The organism is Paraburkholderia sp. RL17-373-BIF-A, assembly GCF_046030175.1.
In the GTDB taxonomy this organism is placed as follows: Bacteria; Pseudomonadota; Gammaproteobacteria; order Burkholderiales; family Burkholderiaceae; genus Paraburkholderia.
On record NZ_JARESO010000001.1, the window covers coordinates 350,119 to 367,072 of the forward strand.

The window sequence follows — 16,954 nt, forward strand, 5'->3', positions numbered from 1 at the left end:
TTTGGGCTTTGTTGGCTTCGTACACAATGCTGCTGGTGGCGCACTCAACTGTCTCCAGGTTCCTATGACTCGCGCCCTACGCAACATCGCCATCATTGCTCACGTCGACCACGGCAAGACCACGCTCGTCGACCAGCTCCTCCGCCAGACCGCCACGTTCCGTGACAATCAGCAGATCGCCGAGCGCGTGATGGACTCGAACGACATCGAAAAAGAACGTGGCATCACGATTCTTTCGAAGAACTGCGCGGTCGAGTACGAAGGTACGCACATCAACATCGTCGACACGCCGGGCCACGCCGACTTCGGCGGCGAAGTGGAGCGCGTGCTGTCGATGGTCGACTCGGTGCTGCTGCTGGTCGACGCGGTCGAAGGCCCGATGCCGCAAACGCGCTTCGTTACCAAGAAGGCACTGGCGCTCGGTCTGAAGCCGATCGTCGTGATCAACAAGGTGGACCGGCCGGGCGCGCGGATCGACTGGGTGATCAACCAGACGTTCGACCTGTTCGACAAGCTGGGCGCAACCGACGAACAGCTCGACTTCCCGATCGTGTACGCATCGGGTCTGAATGGCTACGCCGGCCTGACGCAGGATGTGCGCGAAGGCGACATGCGTCCGCTGTTCGAAGCCGTGCTGGAACACGTGCCGGTTCGCCCGGCGGATCCGTCGGCTCCGCTGCAATTGCAGATCACGTCGCTGGACTACTCGTCGTATGTTGGCCGTATCGGCGTGGGCCGCATCACGCGCGGCACGATCAAGCCGGGCATGTCGGTGGCCGTGCGTTCGGGTCCCGATGGCGCGATTCTGAACCGCAAGATCAATCAGGTGCTGTCGTTCAAGGGCCTGGAGCGCGTGCAGGTCGACTCGGCTGAAGCCGGCGACATCGTGCTGATCAACGGCATCGAAGAAATCGGCATCGGCGTGACCATCTGCGCACCGGAACAGCCGGAAGCGCTGCCCATGATCACCGTCGACGAGCCGACGCTGACCATGAACTTCCTCGTCAATTCGTCGCCGCTGGCCGGCCGCGAAGGCAAGTTCGTCACGAGCCGTCAGATCCGTGACCGCCTGATGAAGGAACTGAATCACAACGTCGCGCTGCGCGTGAAGGAAACCGGCGACGAAACCACGTTCGAAGTGGCGGGCCGCGGTGAACTGCACCTGACCATTCTCGTGGAAAACATGCGTCGCGAAGGCTATGAGCTGGCCGTGTCGCGTCCGCGCGTGGTGATGACGGAAGTCGACGGCGTGAAGCACGAGCCGTACGAAAACCTGACCGTCGACATGGAAGACAGCCACCAGGGCGGCGTGATGGAAGAGCTGGGCCGCCGCAAGGGCGAAATGCTCGACATGGCGTCGGACGGTCGCGGCCGTACGCGTCTCGAGTACCGTATCTCGGCGCGTGGCTTGATCGGCTTCCAGTCGGAATTCCTGACGCTCACGCGCGGCACGGGCCTGATGAGCCACACGTTCGACTCGTATCAACCGGTCCGCGAAGGCGCGGTCGGCGAGCGTCGCAACGGCGTGCTGATCTCGCAGGACGACGGCGCGGCAGTCGCATACGCACTGTGGAAGCTGCAGGATCGCGGCCGCATGTTCGTGTCGCCGGGCGAGCCGCTGTACGAAGGCATGATCATCGGCATTCACAGCCGTGACAACGACCTGGTCGTGAACCCGATCAAGGGCAAGCAACTGACCAACGTGCGTTCGTCGGGTACGGACGAAGCGGTGCGCCTCGTGCCGCCGATCCAGATGTCGCTGGAATACGCAGTCGAATTCATCGACGACGACGAACTGGTCGAAGTCACGCCGCAATCGATCCGTCTGCGCAAGCGTTACCTGAAGGAACACGAGCGTCGCAGCGCGAGCCGCAAGGGCGCGGTGGACTAAGCGCGCGGGCATCGGCTCCGGCTGGTGCGGCGCCATAGCAGTCAAGCAAAAGCCACCTCCGGGTGGCTTTTGCCGTTTCTGGACTTCAGCGACTTTATGCGCCGTTGAACGTGCTTCGCCGCTCGTTTGTCCCTGTTTCCTGCAGAAGATTGTTGCGGACCGTGAAAGTGGCCCGAAAGCCCGTCGCGACGGGCTTGAGCGGCAATCCGTCTGCTATCTGCACTATCCGTTCTGTGATATGCTCCCCGGGTGCAAAGTTTTAGGTCCTTCCAAGCAAGACTTGATTCGCGCAATCCGCTAAACGGTCAGGCCGTGTCGCGGAAGGTTCTGTAACCCGCTATTTCTCGAGAAACTCGAAGAAAGGTGAGCGTAAAAATGATGAAGCAATTCCAGTCGAACTCTTATCTGTTCGGCGGCAATGCTCCGTACGTAGAAGAAATGTACGAAGCGTATCTCGATAATCCGGCGTCAGTGCCCGAGAACTGGCGCAGCTATTTCGACGCGTTGCAGAACGTCCCTGCATCGGATGGCAGCAATGCCAACGACGTGGCCCATGGCCCGATCGTCGAATCGTTTGCTCAACGGGCCAAGGCTAATGCCTTCATCCCGCGCACGGCAGTTGGTGGCGAAGATCTCGCTACCGCTCGCAAGCAAGTCTATGTGCAGTCCCTCATCGGCGCATATCGCTTCCTCGGCTCGCAATGGGCCAATCTCGATCCCCTGAAGCGCCGCGAACGTCCCGCGATCCCCGAACTCGAACCCGCGTTCTACGACTTCACCGAAGCCGACATGGACCAGGAGTTCAGCGCAACGAATCTGTATTTCGGATTCGAGCGCGCGTCGCTGCGTGAGATCGTCAAGGCGTTGCGCGACACGTACTGCGGCACGATCGGCGCCGAGTACATGTACATCAGCGATCCGGAACAGAAGCGCTGGTGGAAAGAGAAGCTCGAATCGATCCGTTCGACGCCGAACTTCTCGAACGAAAAGAAAAAGCACATCCTGAATCGCCTGACGGCCGCGGAAGGCCTCGAGCGCTTCCTGCACACCAAGTACGTCGGCCAGAAACGCTTCTCGCTCGAAGGCGGCGAAAGCTTCATCGCGTCGATGGACGAAGTCGTGCGTCACGGCGGTGCCAATGGCGTCCAGGAAATCGTCATCGGCATGGCTCACCGTGGCCGTCTGAACGTGCTGGTCAATACGCTCGGCAAGATGCCGGCTGACCTGTTCGCCGAATTCGAAGGCAAGCACCACGACGACCTGCCGGCCGGCGACGTGAAGTACCACAAGGGTTTCTCGTCGGACGTCTCGACCGAAGGCGGCCCGGTTCACCTGTCGCTCGCGTTCAACCCGTCGCACCTCGAAATCGTCAACCCGGTGGTCGAAGGTTCGGCGAAGGCCCGTATGGACCGTCGCGGCGACGACAGCGGCCTGCAAGTGCTGCCGGTGCAAATCCACGGCGACGCGGCCTTCGCGGGCCAGGGCGTCGTGATGGAAACGCTGAACCTCGCGCAAACGCGCGGTTACGGCACGCACGGCACGCTGCACATCGTCATCAACAACCAGATCGGCTTCACGACGTCGGACCCGCGCGACTCGCGCTCCACGTTGTACTGCTCGGACGTCGTCAAGATGATCGAAGCGCCGGTGCTGCACGTGAACGGTGACGATCCTGAAGCGGTCGTGCTGGCTACGCAGTTGGCAATCGACTTCCGGATGCAGTTCCACAAGGACGTCGTCGTCGACATCGTCTGCTTCCGCAAGCTGGGCCACAACGAGCAGGACACGCCGGCCGTCACGCAGCCGCTGATGTACAAGACGATCGCCAAGCACCCGGGCACGCGCGCACTGTACGCTGAAAAGCTGGTGCAGCAAGGTGTGATCACCGCGGAAGAAGGCGACGAATTCGTCAAGGCTTACCGCAAGGCGATGGACGAAGGCCATCACACGGTCGACCCGGTGCTCTCGAACTACAAGAGCAAGTACGCGGTGGATTGGGTGCCGTTCCTGAACCGCAAGTGGACCGACGCAGCCGACACGGCCGTGCCGCTCGCGGAACTGAAGCGCCTCGCGGAACGCATCACCACGGTCCCGGAAAACTTCAAGGTTCACCCGCTGGTCGAGCGCGTCATCAACGACCGTCGCGCAATGGGCCGTGGCGAAGCCAAGCTCGACTGGGGCATGGGCGAGCACCTCGCATTCGCGTCGCTGGTCGCATCGGGCTACGCAGTGCGCCTGACGGGTCAGGACTCGGGCCGCGGCACGTTCACGCACCGTCACGCGGTGCTGCACGATCAGAACCGCGAACGCTGGAACGACGGCACGTACGTGCCGCTGCAGAACATCGCCGAAGGTCAGGCGAAGTTCACGGTGATCGACTCGGTGTTGTCGGAAGAAGCGGTGCTCGGCTTCGAATACGGTTACTCGACGGCTGAGCCGAATACGTTCGTCGCATGGGAAGCGCAGTTCGGCGACTTCGTGAACGGCGCGCAAGTCGTGATCGACCAGTTCATCTCGTCGGGCGAAGTGAAGTGGGGCCGCGTATCGGGCCTGACGATGCTGCTGCCGCACGGCTACGAAGGCCAGGGTCCGGAACACTCGTCCACGCGTATCGAACGTTTCCTGCAACTGTGCGCAGACCATAACATGCAGGTCGTTCAACCGACCACGCCGGCGCAGATTTTCCACTTGTTGCGCCGTCAGATGATCCGCCTGTTCCGCAAGCCGCTGATCGTCGCGACGCCCAAGTCGCTGCTGCGCCACAAGGAAGCCGTGTCGGATCTGTCGGAACTGGCCAAGGGTGCGTTCCAGCCGATCCTCGGCGAAATCGACGAAGCCATCGAGGCGAAGAAGGTCAAGCGCGTGATCGCCTGCTCGGGTCGCGTCTACTACGACCTGCTCGCGCATCGCCGTGAATCGAAGTCGAACGACGTCGCGATCATCCGTATCGAACAGCTCTATCCGTTCGCGCATAAGCAGTTCGAAGCGGAAATGAAGAAGTACGACAACGCGACCGAAGTGGTCTGGGTGCAGGACGAGCCGCAGAATCAAGGCCCGTGGTTCTACATCGAGCACCACCTGAAGGAAGGCATGAAGGACGGTCAGAAGTTGGCATACAGCGGGCGTCCGGCTTCGGCTTCGCCGGCAGTCGGCTACTACGCGAAGCACTACGAGCAGCAGAAGGCGCTGGTCGAAGGCGCTTTCGGCCGCCTCAAGAGCGCGTCGATCGCTAAATAATCACAAGAGCTGAACCGGGAAAGCGCAGGGCGCTTTCCCGTGCCGCATCTGAAAGATCAGTGCGGCAGTCAAGGTTCGCAGGCGGTCGAGGGATCCATAGATCGCGCGCCGTCACCCGATACGTATTCAGGATATTCATAATGGCTATTGTTGAAGTCAAGGTTCCCCAGCTCTCCGAGTCGGTCTCGGAAGCCACGATGCTCCAGTGGAAAAAGAAGCCGGGCGAAGCTGTTGCTCAAGACGAAATTCTCATCGAAATCGAGACCGACAAAGTCGTGCTCGAAGTGCCGGCACCCTCGGCCGGCGTGCTCGCGCAAGTCATCGCGAACGACGGCGACACCGTCACGGCTGATCAGGTGATCGCCAAGATCGACACCGAAGGCACGGCAGGCGCCGCTGCTGTCGAAGCCGAAGTGAAGCCCGCTCCGGAAGCCGCACCGGCACCCGCCGCTGCACCGGCTCCGGCGGCTCAGGCCGCATCCGCAACGGGTGCGAACACCGCTGCTTCGCCGGCTGCCGGCAAGCTGATGGCCGAGAAGGGTCTGGGCGCGGGCGACGTCGCCGGCACGGGCCGCGACGGCCGCATCACCAAGGGCGACGTGTTGACCGCCGGTGCTCCGGCTGCCAAGGCCGCACCGGCTCCGGCGCCGGCCGCCGCACCGAAGGCTGCCAAGCCGTCGCTGCCGGACGTCAAGGCGCCGGCTTCGGCTGACCAATGGCTGAAGGATCGTCCGGAACAACGCGTACCGATGTCGCGTCTGCGTGCGCGTATCGCCGAGCGTCTGCTCGAGTCGCAGCAAACCAACGCCATCCTGACCACGTTCAACGAAGTGAACATGGCGCCGGTGATGGACCTGCGCAACAAGTACAAAGACCGCTTCGAGAAGGAACATGGCGTGAAGCTCGGCTTCATGTCGTTCTTCGTGAAGGCGGCGGTTCACGCGCTGAAGAAGTTCCCGCTGGTGAACGCGTCGATCGACGGTAACGACATCGTCTATCACGGCTACTTCGACATCGGTATCGCTGTCGGTTCGCCGCGCGGTCTGGTGGTGCCGATTCTGCGCAATGCGGATCAGCTGAGCCTCGCCGAAATCGAGAAGAAGATCGCCGAATTTGGCCAGAAGGCCAAGGACGGCAAGCTGTCGATCGACGAAATGACCGGCGGTACGTTCTCGATCTCGAACGGTGGTGTGTTCGGTTCGATGCTGTCGACCCCGATCATCAACCCGCCGCAATCCGCGATTCTGGGCGTGCACGCCACGAAGGAACGCGCTGTGGTCGAAAACGGCCAGATCGTGATCCGCCCGATGAACTACCTGGCGCTGTCGTACGACCACCGCATCATCGACGGTCGCGAAGCGGTGCTGTCGCTGGTCGCCATGAAGGATGCGCTGGAAGACCCGGCGCGCCTGTTGCTCGACCTGTAAGCGCCGGTTCGGCCGGCGCCGGCTTGTCATTGTGCAAGCCGGCGCCATATAAGCAACACGCAAGCAGTACGCCTCTAGCATTCCGCAGTACAGGAACGCCGCGCGCCACGAAGCGTGGCCGCGCGCCGTTCCGTTATCAAAAGGATTGTCATGTCCAAAGAATTTGACGTCGTCGTGATCGGCGCAGGCCCTGGCGGTTACATCGCCGCCATCCGCGCAGCGCAGCTCGGCAAGACCGTCGCATGTATCGAAAAATGGAAGAACCCGGCCGGCACGCTGAAGCTCGGCGGCACGTGCCTGAACGTGGGTTGCATTCCGTCGAAGGCGCTGCTCGCGTCGTCGGAAGAATTTGAAAACGCGTCGCATCACCTCGCTGACCACGGCATCTCCGTGGAAAACGTGACGGTCGATATCGCGAAGATGATGGCCCGTAAAGAAGGCATCGTCGAAAAGATGACCAAGGGCATCGAATTCCTGTTCCGCAAGAACAAGATCACGTGGCTCAAGGGCCACGGCAAGTTCACCGGCAAGTCGGACACCGGCGTGCAGATCGAGGTGAGCGGCGAAGGCGAAACGGAAACGGTCACGGCCAAGAACGTGATCATCGCCACGGGTTCGAAGGCACGCCATCTGCCGAACATTCCGGTCGACAACAAGATCGTCGCCGACAACGAAGGCGCGCTGAGCTTCGACACGGCACCGAAGAAGCTGGCTGTGATCGGCGCAGGCGTGATCGGTCTGGAACTGGGTTCGGTGTGGCGCCGTCTGGGCGCGGAAGTGACCGTGCTCGAAGCGCTGCCGGAATTCCTCGGCGCGGCTGACCAGGCGCTCGCGAAAGAAGCGGCCAAGCAGTTCAAGAAGCAGGGTCTGGACATCCAGGTGGGCGTGAAGGTCGGCGAAGTGACGACCACGGATAACAGCGTCACGATCAATTACACGGACAAGGACGGCAACGCGCAAAAGCTCGAAGCCGACCGCCTGATCGTGTCGATCGGCCGCGTGCCGAACACCGACAACCTCGGTCTCGAAGCGATCGGCCTGAAGGCCAACGAGCGCGGCTTCATCGACGTCGATGACCACTGCGCGACGACCGTGCCGAACGTGTACGCGATCGGCGACGTGGTGCGTGGCCCGATGCTCGCGCACAAGGCTGAAGACGAAGGCGTGCTGGTCGCCGAAATCATCGACGGTCAGAAGCCGCATATCGACTACAACTGCGTGCCGTGGGTGATCTACACCGAACCGGAAATCGCGTGGGTCGGCAAGACCGAACAGCAACTGAAGGCGGAAGGCCGCGAGATCAAGACGGGCCAGTTCCCGTTCATGGCGAACGGCCGCGCACTGGGCATCAACAAGGCGGATGGTTTCGTCAAGATGATCGCCGACGCGAAGACCGACGAACTGCTCGGCGTGCACATCATCTCGGCCAACGCATCGGACCTGATCGCGGAAGCCGTGGTGGCGATGGAATTCAAGGCGGCGTCGGAAGACATCGGCCGCATTTGCCATCCGCACCCGTCGCTGTCGGAAGTCATGCGCGAGGCGGCACTGGCCGTCGATAAGCGCGCGCTGAACATGTAATCACGCGCACGCCTGACTGACAGTACTCCGGCATTACCACGAAGGCGGGCGGGTTCACTCCCTCCCGCCTTTCTATTTGCAGCAACACGATGAACGTCACCGAATACTACGAAAAAGAACTGCAGACGCGGGGTTACCAATCGGACCCGGCGCAACGCACAGCGGTCGACCGTCTGCAGCGGTGCTATGAAGAGTGGACCGAGTACAAGTCGCGCCGCTCGAACGCGTTCAAGAAACTGCTGATTCACCCGGATCTGCCGCGCGGCGTGTACATGTGGGGTGGCGTAGGGCGGGGCAAGAGCTTCCTGATGGACAGCTTCTACATGATCGTGCCGTTGCACCGTAAAACGCGGCTGCATTTTCACGAGTTCATGCGCGAAGTGCACCGTGAACTGGAAGATCTGAAGGGCCAGGCCGATCCGCTCGACGAACTCGCGCGCCGCATTGCAAAGCGCTACCGGCTGATCTGTTTCGATGAATTCCACGTGTCGGATATCGCCGACGCGATGATCCTGTACCGCCTGCTCGACAAGCTCTTCGAAAACGGCGTGCAGTTCGTGATGACCTCCAACTACGATCCGGACACGCTGTATCCGGACGGGCTGCATCGCGACCGGATGCTGCCGGCGATCGAACTCATCAAGGAAAAGCTCGACGTCATCAACGTCGATGCGGGCATCGACTACCGGCAACGTACGCTGGCTCAGGTCGAGGTGTATCACACGCCGCTCGGCGCCGCCGCCGACAAGGCGTTGCGCGACGCGTTCGCGCGTCTTGCCGCGGTGCCCGACGAAAGCCCGATCCTGCGTATCGAAAAGCGCGAACTGAAGGCGCTGCGCCGCGCCGACGGCGTCGTGTGGTTCGACTTCGCCACCTTGTGCGGCGGTCCGCGTTCGCAGAACGATTATCTTGAACTGGCGAGCCGCTTTCACGCGGTGATCCTCTCCGGCGTGCCGCAGATGTCCGTGCGCATGGCTTCGGAGGCACGCCGCTTCACGTGGCTGATCGACGTGTTCTACGACCACAAGGTGAAGCTGCTGATGTCCGCCGCGGTGCCGCCCGAAGAACTGTATGTGGACGGTCCGATGGCCAACGAGTTCGCGCGCACGGTGTCGCGCATCGTCGAAATGCAGTCGAAGGAGTATCTCGATACACCGCGGCGGATTGTCGATACGTCGCTGACCTGAGGCGTCGCATGCCACGGCCGGCGGTGCTTTTACGATAGCTCGCACGCCGTCTGCCGATGACACGCCGTCGCTCGGCGTATTTTCAAGATTCGGATTGGTCTTATATTCCGTCCGCGGACGACTGGATATCTTTTGTCAAGGTTTTGACAAAGGAGAAACCATGAATCCCTATCGCGATATCAACGACGAAGAATGGCAACGTGTCGCACCGTTGCTTCCCGAACTGCGGCCGCGCTCCGAACTGCGTGGCCGGCCGCTCGCCAATACGCGCTCAGTGCTCAACGGCGTGCTGTGGGTCATGTATAGCGGCGCCACCTGGTCCGCCATGCCGCGCAAATACCCGTCCTACCAAACCTGCCATCGCCGCTTCAAGGCATGGTACGAGTCCGGCGTGCTCAACCGTGTCATGGAGCAATTGTTCGGCGCAGCGAGCGAAGAGCTTTGCGGCCTGATGGAAGCGCGCATGCGTACGCACGTGAACGAGAAACCCAAGAGCGTCGAAGCCGAAAAGGCTCCGGTTGTCGCGCCCGCTGTCTACAGCCCGCCTTCGAGCCAACCGCTGCCGTCTTCGCCGTTCGCGTTCCATTCGCCCTTCAAACACGCTGCATGACCCATTCAACCCAGCGTCTTCAAACAAAAGAAACGGCCGAACGATTGCGATCGTCGGCCGTTTCTCATGGTGTTATACGGGCTATGCAACGAGTACCTGAATTACCCGCGCATCATTGCTGACGAACCCACGTCTGCGAGCGGCCCAGCAGCGACACGCCGATATAGCCGCGCACCACCAGTTTGTTCCCACCATCTTCCAGGTGCATCTTGCACTTGTAGAGCTTGCCGTTTTCCGGGTCGAGAATCTGCCCGTGATCCCAGGCGTCGCCATCCTTCTTCATATCGCTGATGATCGTCATGCCGAGGATCGGCTGATCCTTGCGCGCGTCGGTACAGGCTGTGCAGCGACGATCCGGCTGGTCGTTCGCGCCGAGTCCCTTGATCACCTTGCCGCTGAGCGCGCCGCTGCCGTCCTGCGCGATCTGCACGAGCGCCTTGGGCTGGCCGGTGTGATCGTCGATGGTTTGCCACGTGCCGACCGGGCTGTCGGCCTGCGCCATGGCCGTCACGGCACTGGCGAGCAATACGCCGGCGAGCGCGGCATGTTTGACCGTGCGAAGCGCGACTGCGCGCGCACGTTGGGTGAATTGCGTCATTGTCTTCCTCCTTGATTAAAGACGGCGCGATCATGGTCGCGCGGCGTTATTGGCATCTCGGGCGGGCTTCAAACGACGGCCACCGTGATGCCTGGCATGGTCCCTCAGGTTCGACTTCTGCTGCCTTCGTGTGCCGCCGGAAGCCTGCGAATTGCGAATTGCGGCTTGGGCGCCGCGAGCGACACATCGTCAGCGCAGAATACGTGAAAGTGCGCGCGCCGTTTGATAGTGGACCCTCTAATCAGGGCGCGGCACTTTTACCGATCAATTCAGCTGGTACGAGAACGTCGCGTCGATGCGTGGACTGCGCGACGTGCTCTTCGCCGGCGCGTCGCCGGTCGCTTTGGCCACTGAGAGAGTCAGGCTGTAGTACTTCGCATCCGAGATGCGGAAGCCGAACGCGATCGACGAAAGCTTCGAAGGCAAGGGCGCACCCGCATGCAGATAGACGCGCGCCATGTCGAGCGAGACGTGGGTTACTACGTCGCGTGCTCCGAGGGGCTTGAGCGCTCTCGGCAAAAGTGCGGAGTACGTGATGAGTCGGACTGTTTATGCGCACTGCGCAGCTCGCGGTTGCATGCGCCATTCGATGAACAAGCCGTATGGCAAGTCTCATCGAATGACTGATACATGCGGCAGCGATAAAACATTTAGGCTACCTACTTATGGCTGACCGGCAACAAGGCGCCGAGCACGATCGTCAAGCCACTCGTCGCCGTGCCCGTACCACTCGTCGAACCCGCCGCCGAACTGAACGTGCCGGTCAACTGGTCGGCCAGTGCGGTCATTGGCGCGAGCGCTTGGCCGCTGCCGCCCGAGTCCGAGCTGCCGCTCGTGACGCCGGAGAGCGCGCCCGTCAGCATCGACGTCGGATTCGACGCGCTACCCGAACCGCCTAACGCCGAAGTCAGCGAGTTCAACGGCGAACCGCGAAAACCCGAGAAAGTCAGCGAACCCAGCGGCGTGCCGCTCAACGCAGAGGTCAGGCCGGCCAGCGGTGTGCCGCCGAGCAGCGTCGACAGCGAGCCGACCGGATTGCGGCCGAGTCCGAGACTCGCGAGGGAGCTTTGCAGCGGGCCGAACGGGTTGCTGCTGGCGGGCGGCCCACTGGCGACGCTTGCGCTCGTGCCGCCGACGAGGCTCGTGATCAGCTCGGGAATCGGCATCGCGCCATTCAGGCCGTTCGGATTGACGAAACAGCCTGCGTTGGTCACCGTGTGATTCGATTCGTCCAGACGCTGCCCGATCGGCGTTTTGTGGGAGAAGATGCGCAAGTATCAAATTTTTGACGAAGAGCCCGAAACACGCGAAAGTGAGTAATAATGAGACGGTTGTACTAAAACAAAAACTGTTCAAGCAGGAATTACATGGACCACAAGTCGAAACTACGACAAATTGCCCTCGTCGCATTCATCTCGATGTGGGCAGTGCAGGGCGTCAATGCGCAGACTCTGTCTGACAGCAACGCCAGCGCCGGGGGCGGCGTTCTTTCCCAGCCAGGCACGACGGCGGCGTTGCCGGCTAACTCAGAGGCAGGACAGGCACAGACCTCGGCGCTCACGCCCGACGAGGCGAAGCAATCCGCGGCAGGCAACGTAGCGGAATTGCAGCAGATGATCCACGGGTCGGAAATGAGCGAATTGCGCACCACGTATAACGGCAGCTACGGGGCGAGCTTGCTGTTTTACGGCAAGGAAATGACGTACTACGTGGCGCTGTTCCAGCAGAAGAATTTCTGGCGTGTCATCAAGACGCAGGACGCGGGGCGTGCCAACACGATCTACAAGGATTTCGCGCGTCAGACGGTGCAACTGTCGGACGTCGAGATTCGCCGCACGCAACTCGAGGCGCAGAAAGGCTTCACGGAGCGGATGATCGCGTTGTCGCAGGACCGCGCCAACCGCTTGCAGGCGGACCTCGATGTCGCGCGTCAGCAGCAGACTATTGTGGCCACCCAGCAGCAGCAGACGCGTGCCGAAGCCACGACGCTGGCGCAGCAGAAGGCTGCCGCGCAAGATCAGTTGCGTGTCGCGCAGCGTCAGGTGCGCGATCTGCAACGTCAGCTGGAAAGCGGTTTGCCTGCGCACTGAGTGTGGCGGTCTGACGAGCATCCGGTGGGCAGGGCGGCGTGGTGTTGAACGTGTTGCCCGGCTCACTGGAACGATGACTCGTTATTCGGCTATCTTCGTGCAACGCGTGTAGTTCGCGAGGTCCACGCGGGCGGCGTCGCCGTTTCGCGGACTCGCTCAATTCTCGATCCCCACAGCAGTAACAGCTCGCTACGTTTATTCCACGCGTGGTCGCGTGACGTTTCACGCGCGGCGCGCGCATGGCGCGGCGCAAATATCCCCATTTGTCTTGCACGCGCACGAGCGCCCGCGCTCAACGCACCGCCCGTGCGGTGGCGCCCAGGCCTTGGCAGCTGCTTCGTTTCCCTGTGCTCCGCGAGACAAAAATACGGCCAGCTCTAATGCCGCTTCTTTCCCTCCGAAGACGCTCCCTTCTCCGGCGCATGATGCGGGTCCGCCATGTCGACGGCGATCGGATCGCTGGCGGGAAAGCTCTCCTCGAGCGCCTCGTCGAGACGGCTATCGGCGGATTGGTCGGATGCCTGTGTTTCGGCGGTTTTAGATTCGTGTTGCTTTTTGCTGGTCATGACGTGCTCCGTGGAAAGAGAGTCTGCAAATCAGCATAGCGCAAAGCGGGCCGCCGCGAACATCGGCCGAACGGTATAGGACCGCGCGCCGTAAGCGGCTGCTCCAAAGCCGCGAGTCGCACGAGTTCCGAGCCGCCGCAATGTCATCAACCGAGACTTAAAACCATTGCGCATCAACTCGTTTTCCGTGTGTCGACAGAAAGCGGCGCGGGACAACAAAAGCAAGCGCCGGCCGCGTGGGCCGGCAGACCGCAACGCATGCCGTGAGCCGGCAGTGCCGCGCTCGGGAGGGGCGCCACCAGAACCCGTGAACAACAAGGCAGCGAACAACATGAACCGGAAAAAAACCGCGTGCGCGGCGCAGCGCCTGAACGCGTCACACGTCGTGGAAGCTGAACTGGAACACCTGGATTGGGCAACGAAGCAACCGGCGCAGCGCTTGCTGGACGCCGTGTATTGGCGCCGTCGCGTGCTAGCGGTCAAATGCGGATTCGAACTGACGGAACTGCAGGTGATGCGTCTGGAAAAGATCTTGCAGCGGCTCGGCCATTCGCCGGAGTAGCCGAGCGCTGCGGCGGCCGCTTACTCGGTGCCGCCATTGCCGCCGTGATTGCCGCCACCATGGCTGCCACCGCCGTGGTTGCCACCGTCGCCGCCCGTGCCGAACAGACGCCGGCGGCGCGTGACGACTACCGGGCCGTCCGAGGTGCCGCTGCTACGATCCGACGCAGGCCGGTCCGAAGACGGCGCACCATACGACTCGCGCGGTTCACGCGGTTCGCGCGGCTCACGATGATCGCGCGGTTCACGCGAACCGTGCGGGCCACGCGTGGTGTGCTCGCCGTGCGAGGGACGCCCCGCGCGGGGAGCCGGACGCGTGCCGGTGTCGAGCTGGATCGTCGAGATCGCGCGCTTGTAGATGCCTTGCAGCCCGACAGGCGTGCGCAGCATCACCAGATACTGATCGAACGACTCGATGCACCCCGTCAGGCGAATGCCGTTGACAAGATAGATCTCGACGCGCTTTCGTTCTTTGCGCGCAGCGTTCATGAAGTCGTTTTGCGGATGCGATTCTGCGGAAGCCATGGACAATTCAGGTTAGAAAGACGGTTGTTCGCCGCGATTCTACCCTGTGTGGGGGCGGAACGCGTCGGCGGGCGAACTGCGTCCACTATAACGGCTTGTGGGCGCATAAGCATCTGATAACTATTGGCTGTAACGTTGAGTTACGAATCTGCGGACGAATGCCGTGCTCATCCGCCACGTGCGGGCCTGCGCGGCGCGGATGGCGGAAAAAGATAGCGCATGGTCGTGCTATGGGCGGAATAAATCACCGCCTGTCCGCGTTATATCAGGCATGGCGACGCTGCATCGTGCGCGTCGCCGATCGGCTTGCCGGCCGCATCAGGCGTCCGGGCGCTCATCAAGGAGACTCACCATGAAAGTATCGCGCATTCTTTCCGCCGTTTTCGTTCTGCTGGCACTCGCGGGCGGTACGCTCGCGACGAGCGCGTGTACGTCCGCGACCGATAGCGGCGCCTCCAGTTCGAGCGGCGGCAGCAGCGGCGGCTACTGAGCGCCGCCCACCGGGTGACTTTCGAAGCCGAAGTGATTTCGTGGCTCCCGCAGCTGCGCCGCTACGCGCGCGCACTGACGGGCGACCGCGCGTGGGCCGACGACCTCGTGCAGGATACGGCGGAGCGCGCGCTCGCCCGTTGGGCGGCGTTCCGGCCGGACAGCAATCTGCGCGCATGGCTCTTGACGATCCTGCGGCATCTCTACATCGACCAGTTACGCGGCCGCCGCGAGATTGCCGTCGACGACGAGAGCGCGCCGTGGCGCAATCTCGAAGCGCCGCAAGGGGAAGTCGACGGCCTCGTGCTGCGCGATCTGCAGCGCGCGTTATATTGTCTGCCCGTCGAACAGCGCGAAGTACTGTTGCTGGTCTGCGTGGAGGAACTGTCTTATCAGGAGGCGTCACGCGCGCTCGGCGTGCCGATCGGCACGGTGATGTCGCGGCTCTCGCGCGCTCGCGAACACATGCGCGCGTTGCTGACGGAGGGACCGGCTCAGGGGCCGGTGCGTAAAAGTCCACCGTTGAAAGTAGTGAGAAACCCGTGATGAACAGCGACGACTACGATGCCAGCTTGCCCGAAGGGCTCGATCTGCGAGCGCTGTCGGCGTTTGTCGACGGTGAACTGCCGGACGCGGAGCGCGCCGCGATCGAGGCTCAACTGGCACAGCATCCGCAGGTCGCCGCGCGCGTAGCCGCGTGGCGCGCGCAGAAAGCCGCGTTGCGCGTGCTGTGCGGCGCGCCGCAGCGCAGCGAGCGTGATGAGCGCAACGAGCGCCATGAGCGCGAAGCGGCCGACGAGCCGGCCTTCATCGTGTTGCGCCGGAGAACGTCGTGGTGGCAGCGCGCCGGCGTCGCGGCCTGCTGGCTGGCGGCGGGCGCCGGGCTTGCGCTCGCCCTCGGGCCGCTCGCGCCGCGTCTGACGGGTGGCGCGTGGGACGGTCTGGGCAGCCGGCCGCCGAGCTTCGCCGAGCGCGCGGACATCGCCTACGCGGTGTACACGCCCGAGCAGCGTCATCCGGTGGAAGTCGCCGCGAACGAAGAAGAGCATCTGATCAACTGGCTCTCCAAACGGTTGAACCGGCCGCTCTCGGTGCCGTCATTGCAGGAATACGGCTACTCGCTGGTGGGCGGCCGGCTGTTGCCCGGCGAAGCGGGACCGGCGGCGCAGTTCATGTATGAGAACGCCGGCGGCGCGCGGCTCACGCTTTACGTCACCGGCATTTCTCGCGACGAAACCGCGTTCCGCCTGTTCCGCGACGGCAACCGGCGCACCTTCTACTGGGTCAACGACGGCATGGGCTACGCGCTGTCCGGGCCGATCGCGGAAGGCAAGCTGCGCACCATCGCCATCGACGTGTGCAGCGCGCTCGGCGGCAAACCGGAGTCGTGGCAGTAGCGGCATACGCGGTTCCGATCCTGCCGCCTGTCGATCGGCCGGCTCTGCAACACCCGGTAACAGAAACCGCGTGCGCGCCCGCCGCGCGCGCGGAATAGCGTCGCGCGACGCAACGTTTACCTGTTGCTGGATCGTGCCGTCGCCGCGTGGTCTGCGCGCGGTCACGGCAAGGGCTTCAGCAAGGCAAACCGACGGTGTCTTCACGGTGTCGACACGTTTTTTCGGGTCGCAACGCCGGTGCGCGTCGGACAGCATAAAGGCAGCAAGATCATGCTCACATTTCATCAGTTCGGCAGGGGGCTGTATTGCCGCGTAGCCTGTGTGTGCCTGTGCGCCGCGTGCGCGGCGCCGGCCGAGGCGCAATCGGATGCGTCGGTGTGCCGGTTTGTGGCGGGGCAGGCGGAAATCGACGGCGTCATGCAGCAGATTACCGGCCGCGCGTGCCTGCAACCGGACGGCACGTGGCAGATCGTCGAGGACGATGCCGCCGCGCAGGCCTTGGCGGATGGCCCCGTCTACTACTACGATCCATGGTATTGGGGGCCGCCGGTGGTGTTTGGTGTCGGCGTGTCGTTCGTGTTCGTCGACCGCTTTCATCATTTTCATCACATGGATCATGTGCGCTATGTGCATGGCGTGCGCGGATCGTTCGGCATGGGCGGCCGCGGCGGTTGGCATGGGGCGCGGCCCATGCACACATGGGGCGGCATGTCGCACGGCGGCGGAGGAGGAATGCGCCGCTGATCCCTTCCGCTGATTCACTGCTGCTGACTCGTGCGGCGGCCAAGGAGACGC

General features: G+C 62.6%; 16 protein-coding genes and 2 pseudogenes. 13 read left to right on the forward strand and 5 right to left on the reverse strand.

What is annotated here, in order from left to right; all coding sequences use genetic code 11:
* The first annotated feature begins 64 nt into the window (after positions 1 to 64).
* From typA to P0D80_RS01540, 6 genes are all read left to right on the forward strand, one after another.
* The gene (gene typA / locus P0D80_RS01515; protein ID WP_408175761.1) at positions 65 to 1,891 is read left to right on the forward strand and encodes a translational GTPase TypA; all 1,827 of its coding nucleotides are present in this window, start codon (positions 65 to 67) and stop codon (positions 1,889 to 1,891) included.
* A gap of 375 nt (positions 1,892 to 2,266) precedes the next feature.
* Positions 2,267 to 5,128, forward strand: a complete 2,862-nt coding sequence (locus tag P0D80_RS01520) for a 2-oxoglutarate dehydrogenase E1 component (RefSeq protein ID WP_408280476.1) — start codon at positions 2,267 to 2,269, stop codon at positions 5,126 to 5,128.
* Between the two features lie 140 nt (positions 5,129 to 5,268).
* Complete coding sequence (odhB, locus tag P0D80_RS01525; RefSeq protein ID WP_132374944.1) at positions 5,269 to 6,555, forward strand: 2-oxoglutarate dehydrogenase complex dihydrolipoyllysine-residue succinyltransferase; 1,287 nt, start codon at positions 5,269 to 5,271, stop codon at positions 6,553 to 6,555.
* 150 nt (positions 6,556 to 6,705) lie between these two features.
* Positions 6,706 to 8,136, forward strand: a complete 1,431-nt coding sequence (lpdA, locus tag P0D80_RS01530; protein ID WP_408280481.1) for a dihydrolipoyl dehydrogenase — start codon at positions 6,706 to 6,708, stop codon at positions 8,134 to 8,136.
* A gap of 89 nt (positions 8,137 to 8,225) precedes the next feature.
* The gene (gene zapE / locus P0D80_RS01535) at positions 8,226 to 9,323 is read left to right on the forward strand and encodes a cell division protein ZapE (protein WP_408280484.1); all 1,098 of its coding nucleotides are present in this window, start codon (positions 8,226 to 8,228) and stop codon (positions 9,321 to 9,323) included.
* 160 nt (positions 9,324 to 9,483) lie between these two features.
* Positions 9,484 to 9,933 carry a transposase gene (locus P0D80_RS01540; RefSeq protein WP_408280487.1) on the forward strand — a complete coding sequence of 150 codons (450 nt, stop codon included), beginning with the start codon at positions 9,484 to 9,486 and terminating at the stop codon, positions 9,931 to 9,933.
* 112 nt (positions 9,934 to 10,045) lie between these two features.
* Here P0D80_RS01540 and P0D80_RS01545 read toward each other — a convergent pair whose 3' ends face one another.
* The 3 genes and pseudogenes from P0D80_RS01545 to P0D80_RS01555 all read right to left on the reverse strand — a co-directional run bounded on the left by P0D80_RS01545 (position 10,046) and on the right by P0D80_RS01555 (position 11,805).
* Complete coding sequence (locus P0D80_RS01545; protein ID WP_408280489.1) at positions 10,046 to 10,531, reverse strand: DUF2147 domain-containing protein; 486 nt, start codon at positions 10,529 to 10,531, stop codon at positions 10,046 to 10,048.
* A gap of 264 nt (positions 10,532 to 10,795) precedes the next feature.
* Positions 10,796 to 11,002: pseudogene (locus tag P0D80_RS01550) on the reverse strand (ShlB/FhaC/HecB family hemolysin secretion/activation protein); the annotation flags it as partial.
* Between the two features lie 188 nt (positions 11,003 to 11,190).
* Complete coding sequence (locus tag P0D80_RS01555; protein WP_408280492.1) at positions 11,191 to 11,805, reverse strand: hypothetical protein; 615 nt, start codon at positions 11,803 to 11,805, stop codon at positions 11,191 to 11,193.
* Between P0D80_RS01555 and P0D80_RS01560 the strand changes: the two are divergent.
* Positions 11,783 to 11,851 (forward strand): annotated as a pseudogene (locus P0D80_RS01560) (helix-turn-helix domain-containing protein); the annotation flags it as partial. The gene P0D80_RS01555 and the pseudogene P0D80_RS01560 sit on opposite strands and share 23 nt — an antisense overlap.
* A 47-nt stretch (positions 11,852 to 11,898) precedes the next feature.
* Positions 11,899 to 12,621, forward strand: coding sequence for a DUF2968 domain-containing protein (locus P0D80_RS01565; protein ID WP_408175756.1), 723 nt, complete (start codon positions 11,899 to 11,901; stop codon positions 12,619 to 12,621).
* 377 nt (positions 12,622 to 12,998) lie between these two features.
* Here P0D80_RS01565 and P0D80_RS01570 read toward each other — a convergent pair whose 3' ends face one another.
* On the reverse strand, positions 12,999 to 13,187 hold the full coding sequence (locus P0D80_RS01570) for a hypothetical protein (protein ID WP_132374938.1): 189 nt from the start codon (positions 13,185 to 13,187) through the stop codon (positions 12,999 to 13,001).
* Positions 13,188 to 13,518: 331 nt separating this feature from the next.
* Between P0D80_RS01570 and P0D80_RS01575 the strand changes: the two genes are divergently transcribed.
* A complete protein-coding gene (locus tag P0D80_RS01575) occupies positions 13,519 to 13,749 on the forward strand; it encodes a hypothetical protein (RefSeq protein ID WP_132376922.1) in 231 nt (76 codons plus the stop codon).
* Between the two features lie 20 nt (positions 13,750 to 13,769).
* Here P0D80_RS01575 and hfq read toward each other — a convergent pair whose 3' ends face one another.
* Complete coding sequence (gene hfq, locus P0D80_RS01580) at positions 13,770 to 14,273, reverse strand: RNA chaperone Hfq (RefSeq protein WP_408175754.1); 504 nt, start codon at positions 14,271 to 14,273, stop codon at positions 13,770 to 13,772.
* Positions 14,274 to 14,625: 352 nt separating this feature from the next.
* On the opposite strand from hfq, the gene P0D80_RS01585 reads away from it, so the two are divergent.
* The 4 genes from P0D80_RS01585 to P0D80_RS01600 all read left to right on the forward strand — a co-directional run bounded on the left by P0D80_RS01585 (position 14,626) and on the right by P0D80_RS01600 (position 16,903).
* A complete protein-coding gene (locus tag P0D80_RS01585) occupies positions 14,626 to 14,763 on the forward strand; it encodes a hypothetical protein (RefSeq protein ID WP_165923847.1) in 138 nt (45 codons plus the stop codon).
* Between the two features lie 14 nt (positions 14,764 to 14,777).
* On the forward strand, positions 14,778 to 15,308 hold the full coding sequence (locus P0D80_RS01590; RefSeq protein WP_132374936.1) for a sigma-70 family RNA polymerase sigma factor: 531 nt from the start codon (positions 14,778 to 14,780) through the stop codon (positions 15,306 to 15,308).
* Positions 15,308 to 16,159 carry a zf-HC2 domain-containing protein gene (locus P0D80_RS01595; RefSeq protein ID WP_408175752.1) on the forward strand — a complete coding sequence of 284 codons (852 nt, stop codon included), beginning with the start codon at positions 15,308 to 15,310 and terminating at the stop codon, positions 16,157 to 16,159. Before P0D80_RS01590 ends, P0D80_RS01595 begins: the two co-directional genes overlap by 1 nt.
* A gap of 270 nt (positions 16,160 to 16,429) precedes the next feature.
* A complete protein-coding gene (locus P0D80_RS01600; RefSeq protein ID WP_408280497.1) occupies positions 16,430 to 16,903 on the forward strand; it encodes a hypothetical protein in 474 nt (157 codons plus the stop codon).
* Positions 16,904 to 16,954: the final 51 nt, after the last annotated feature.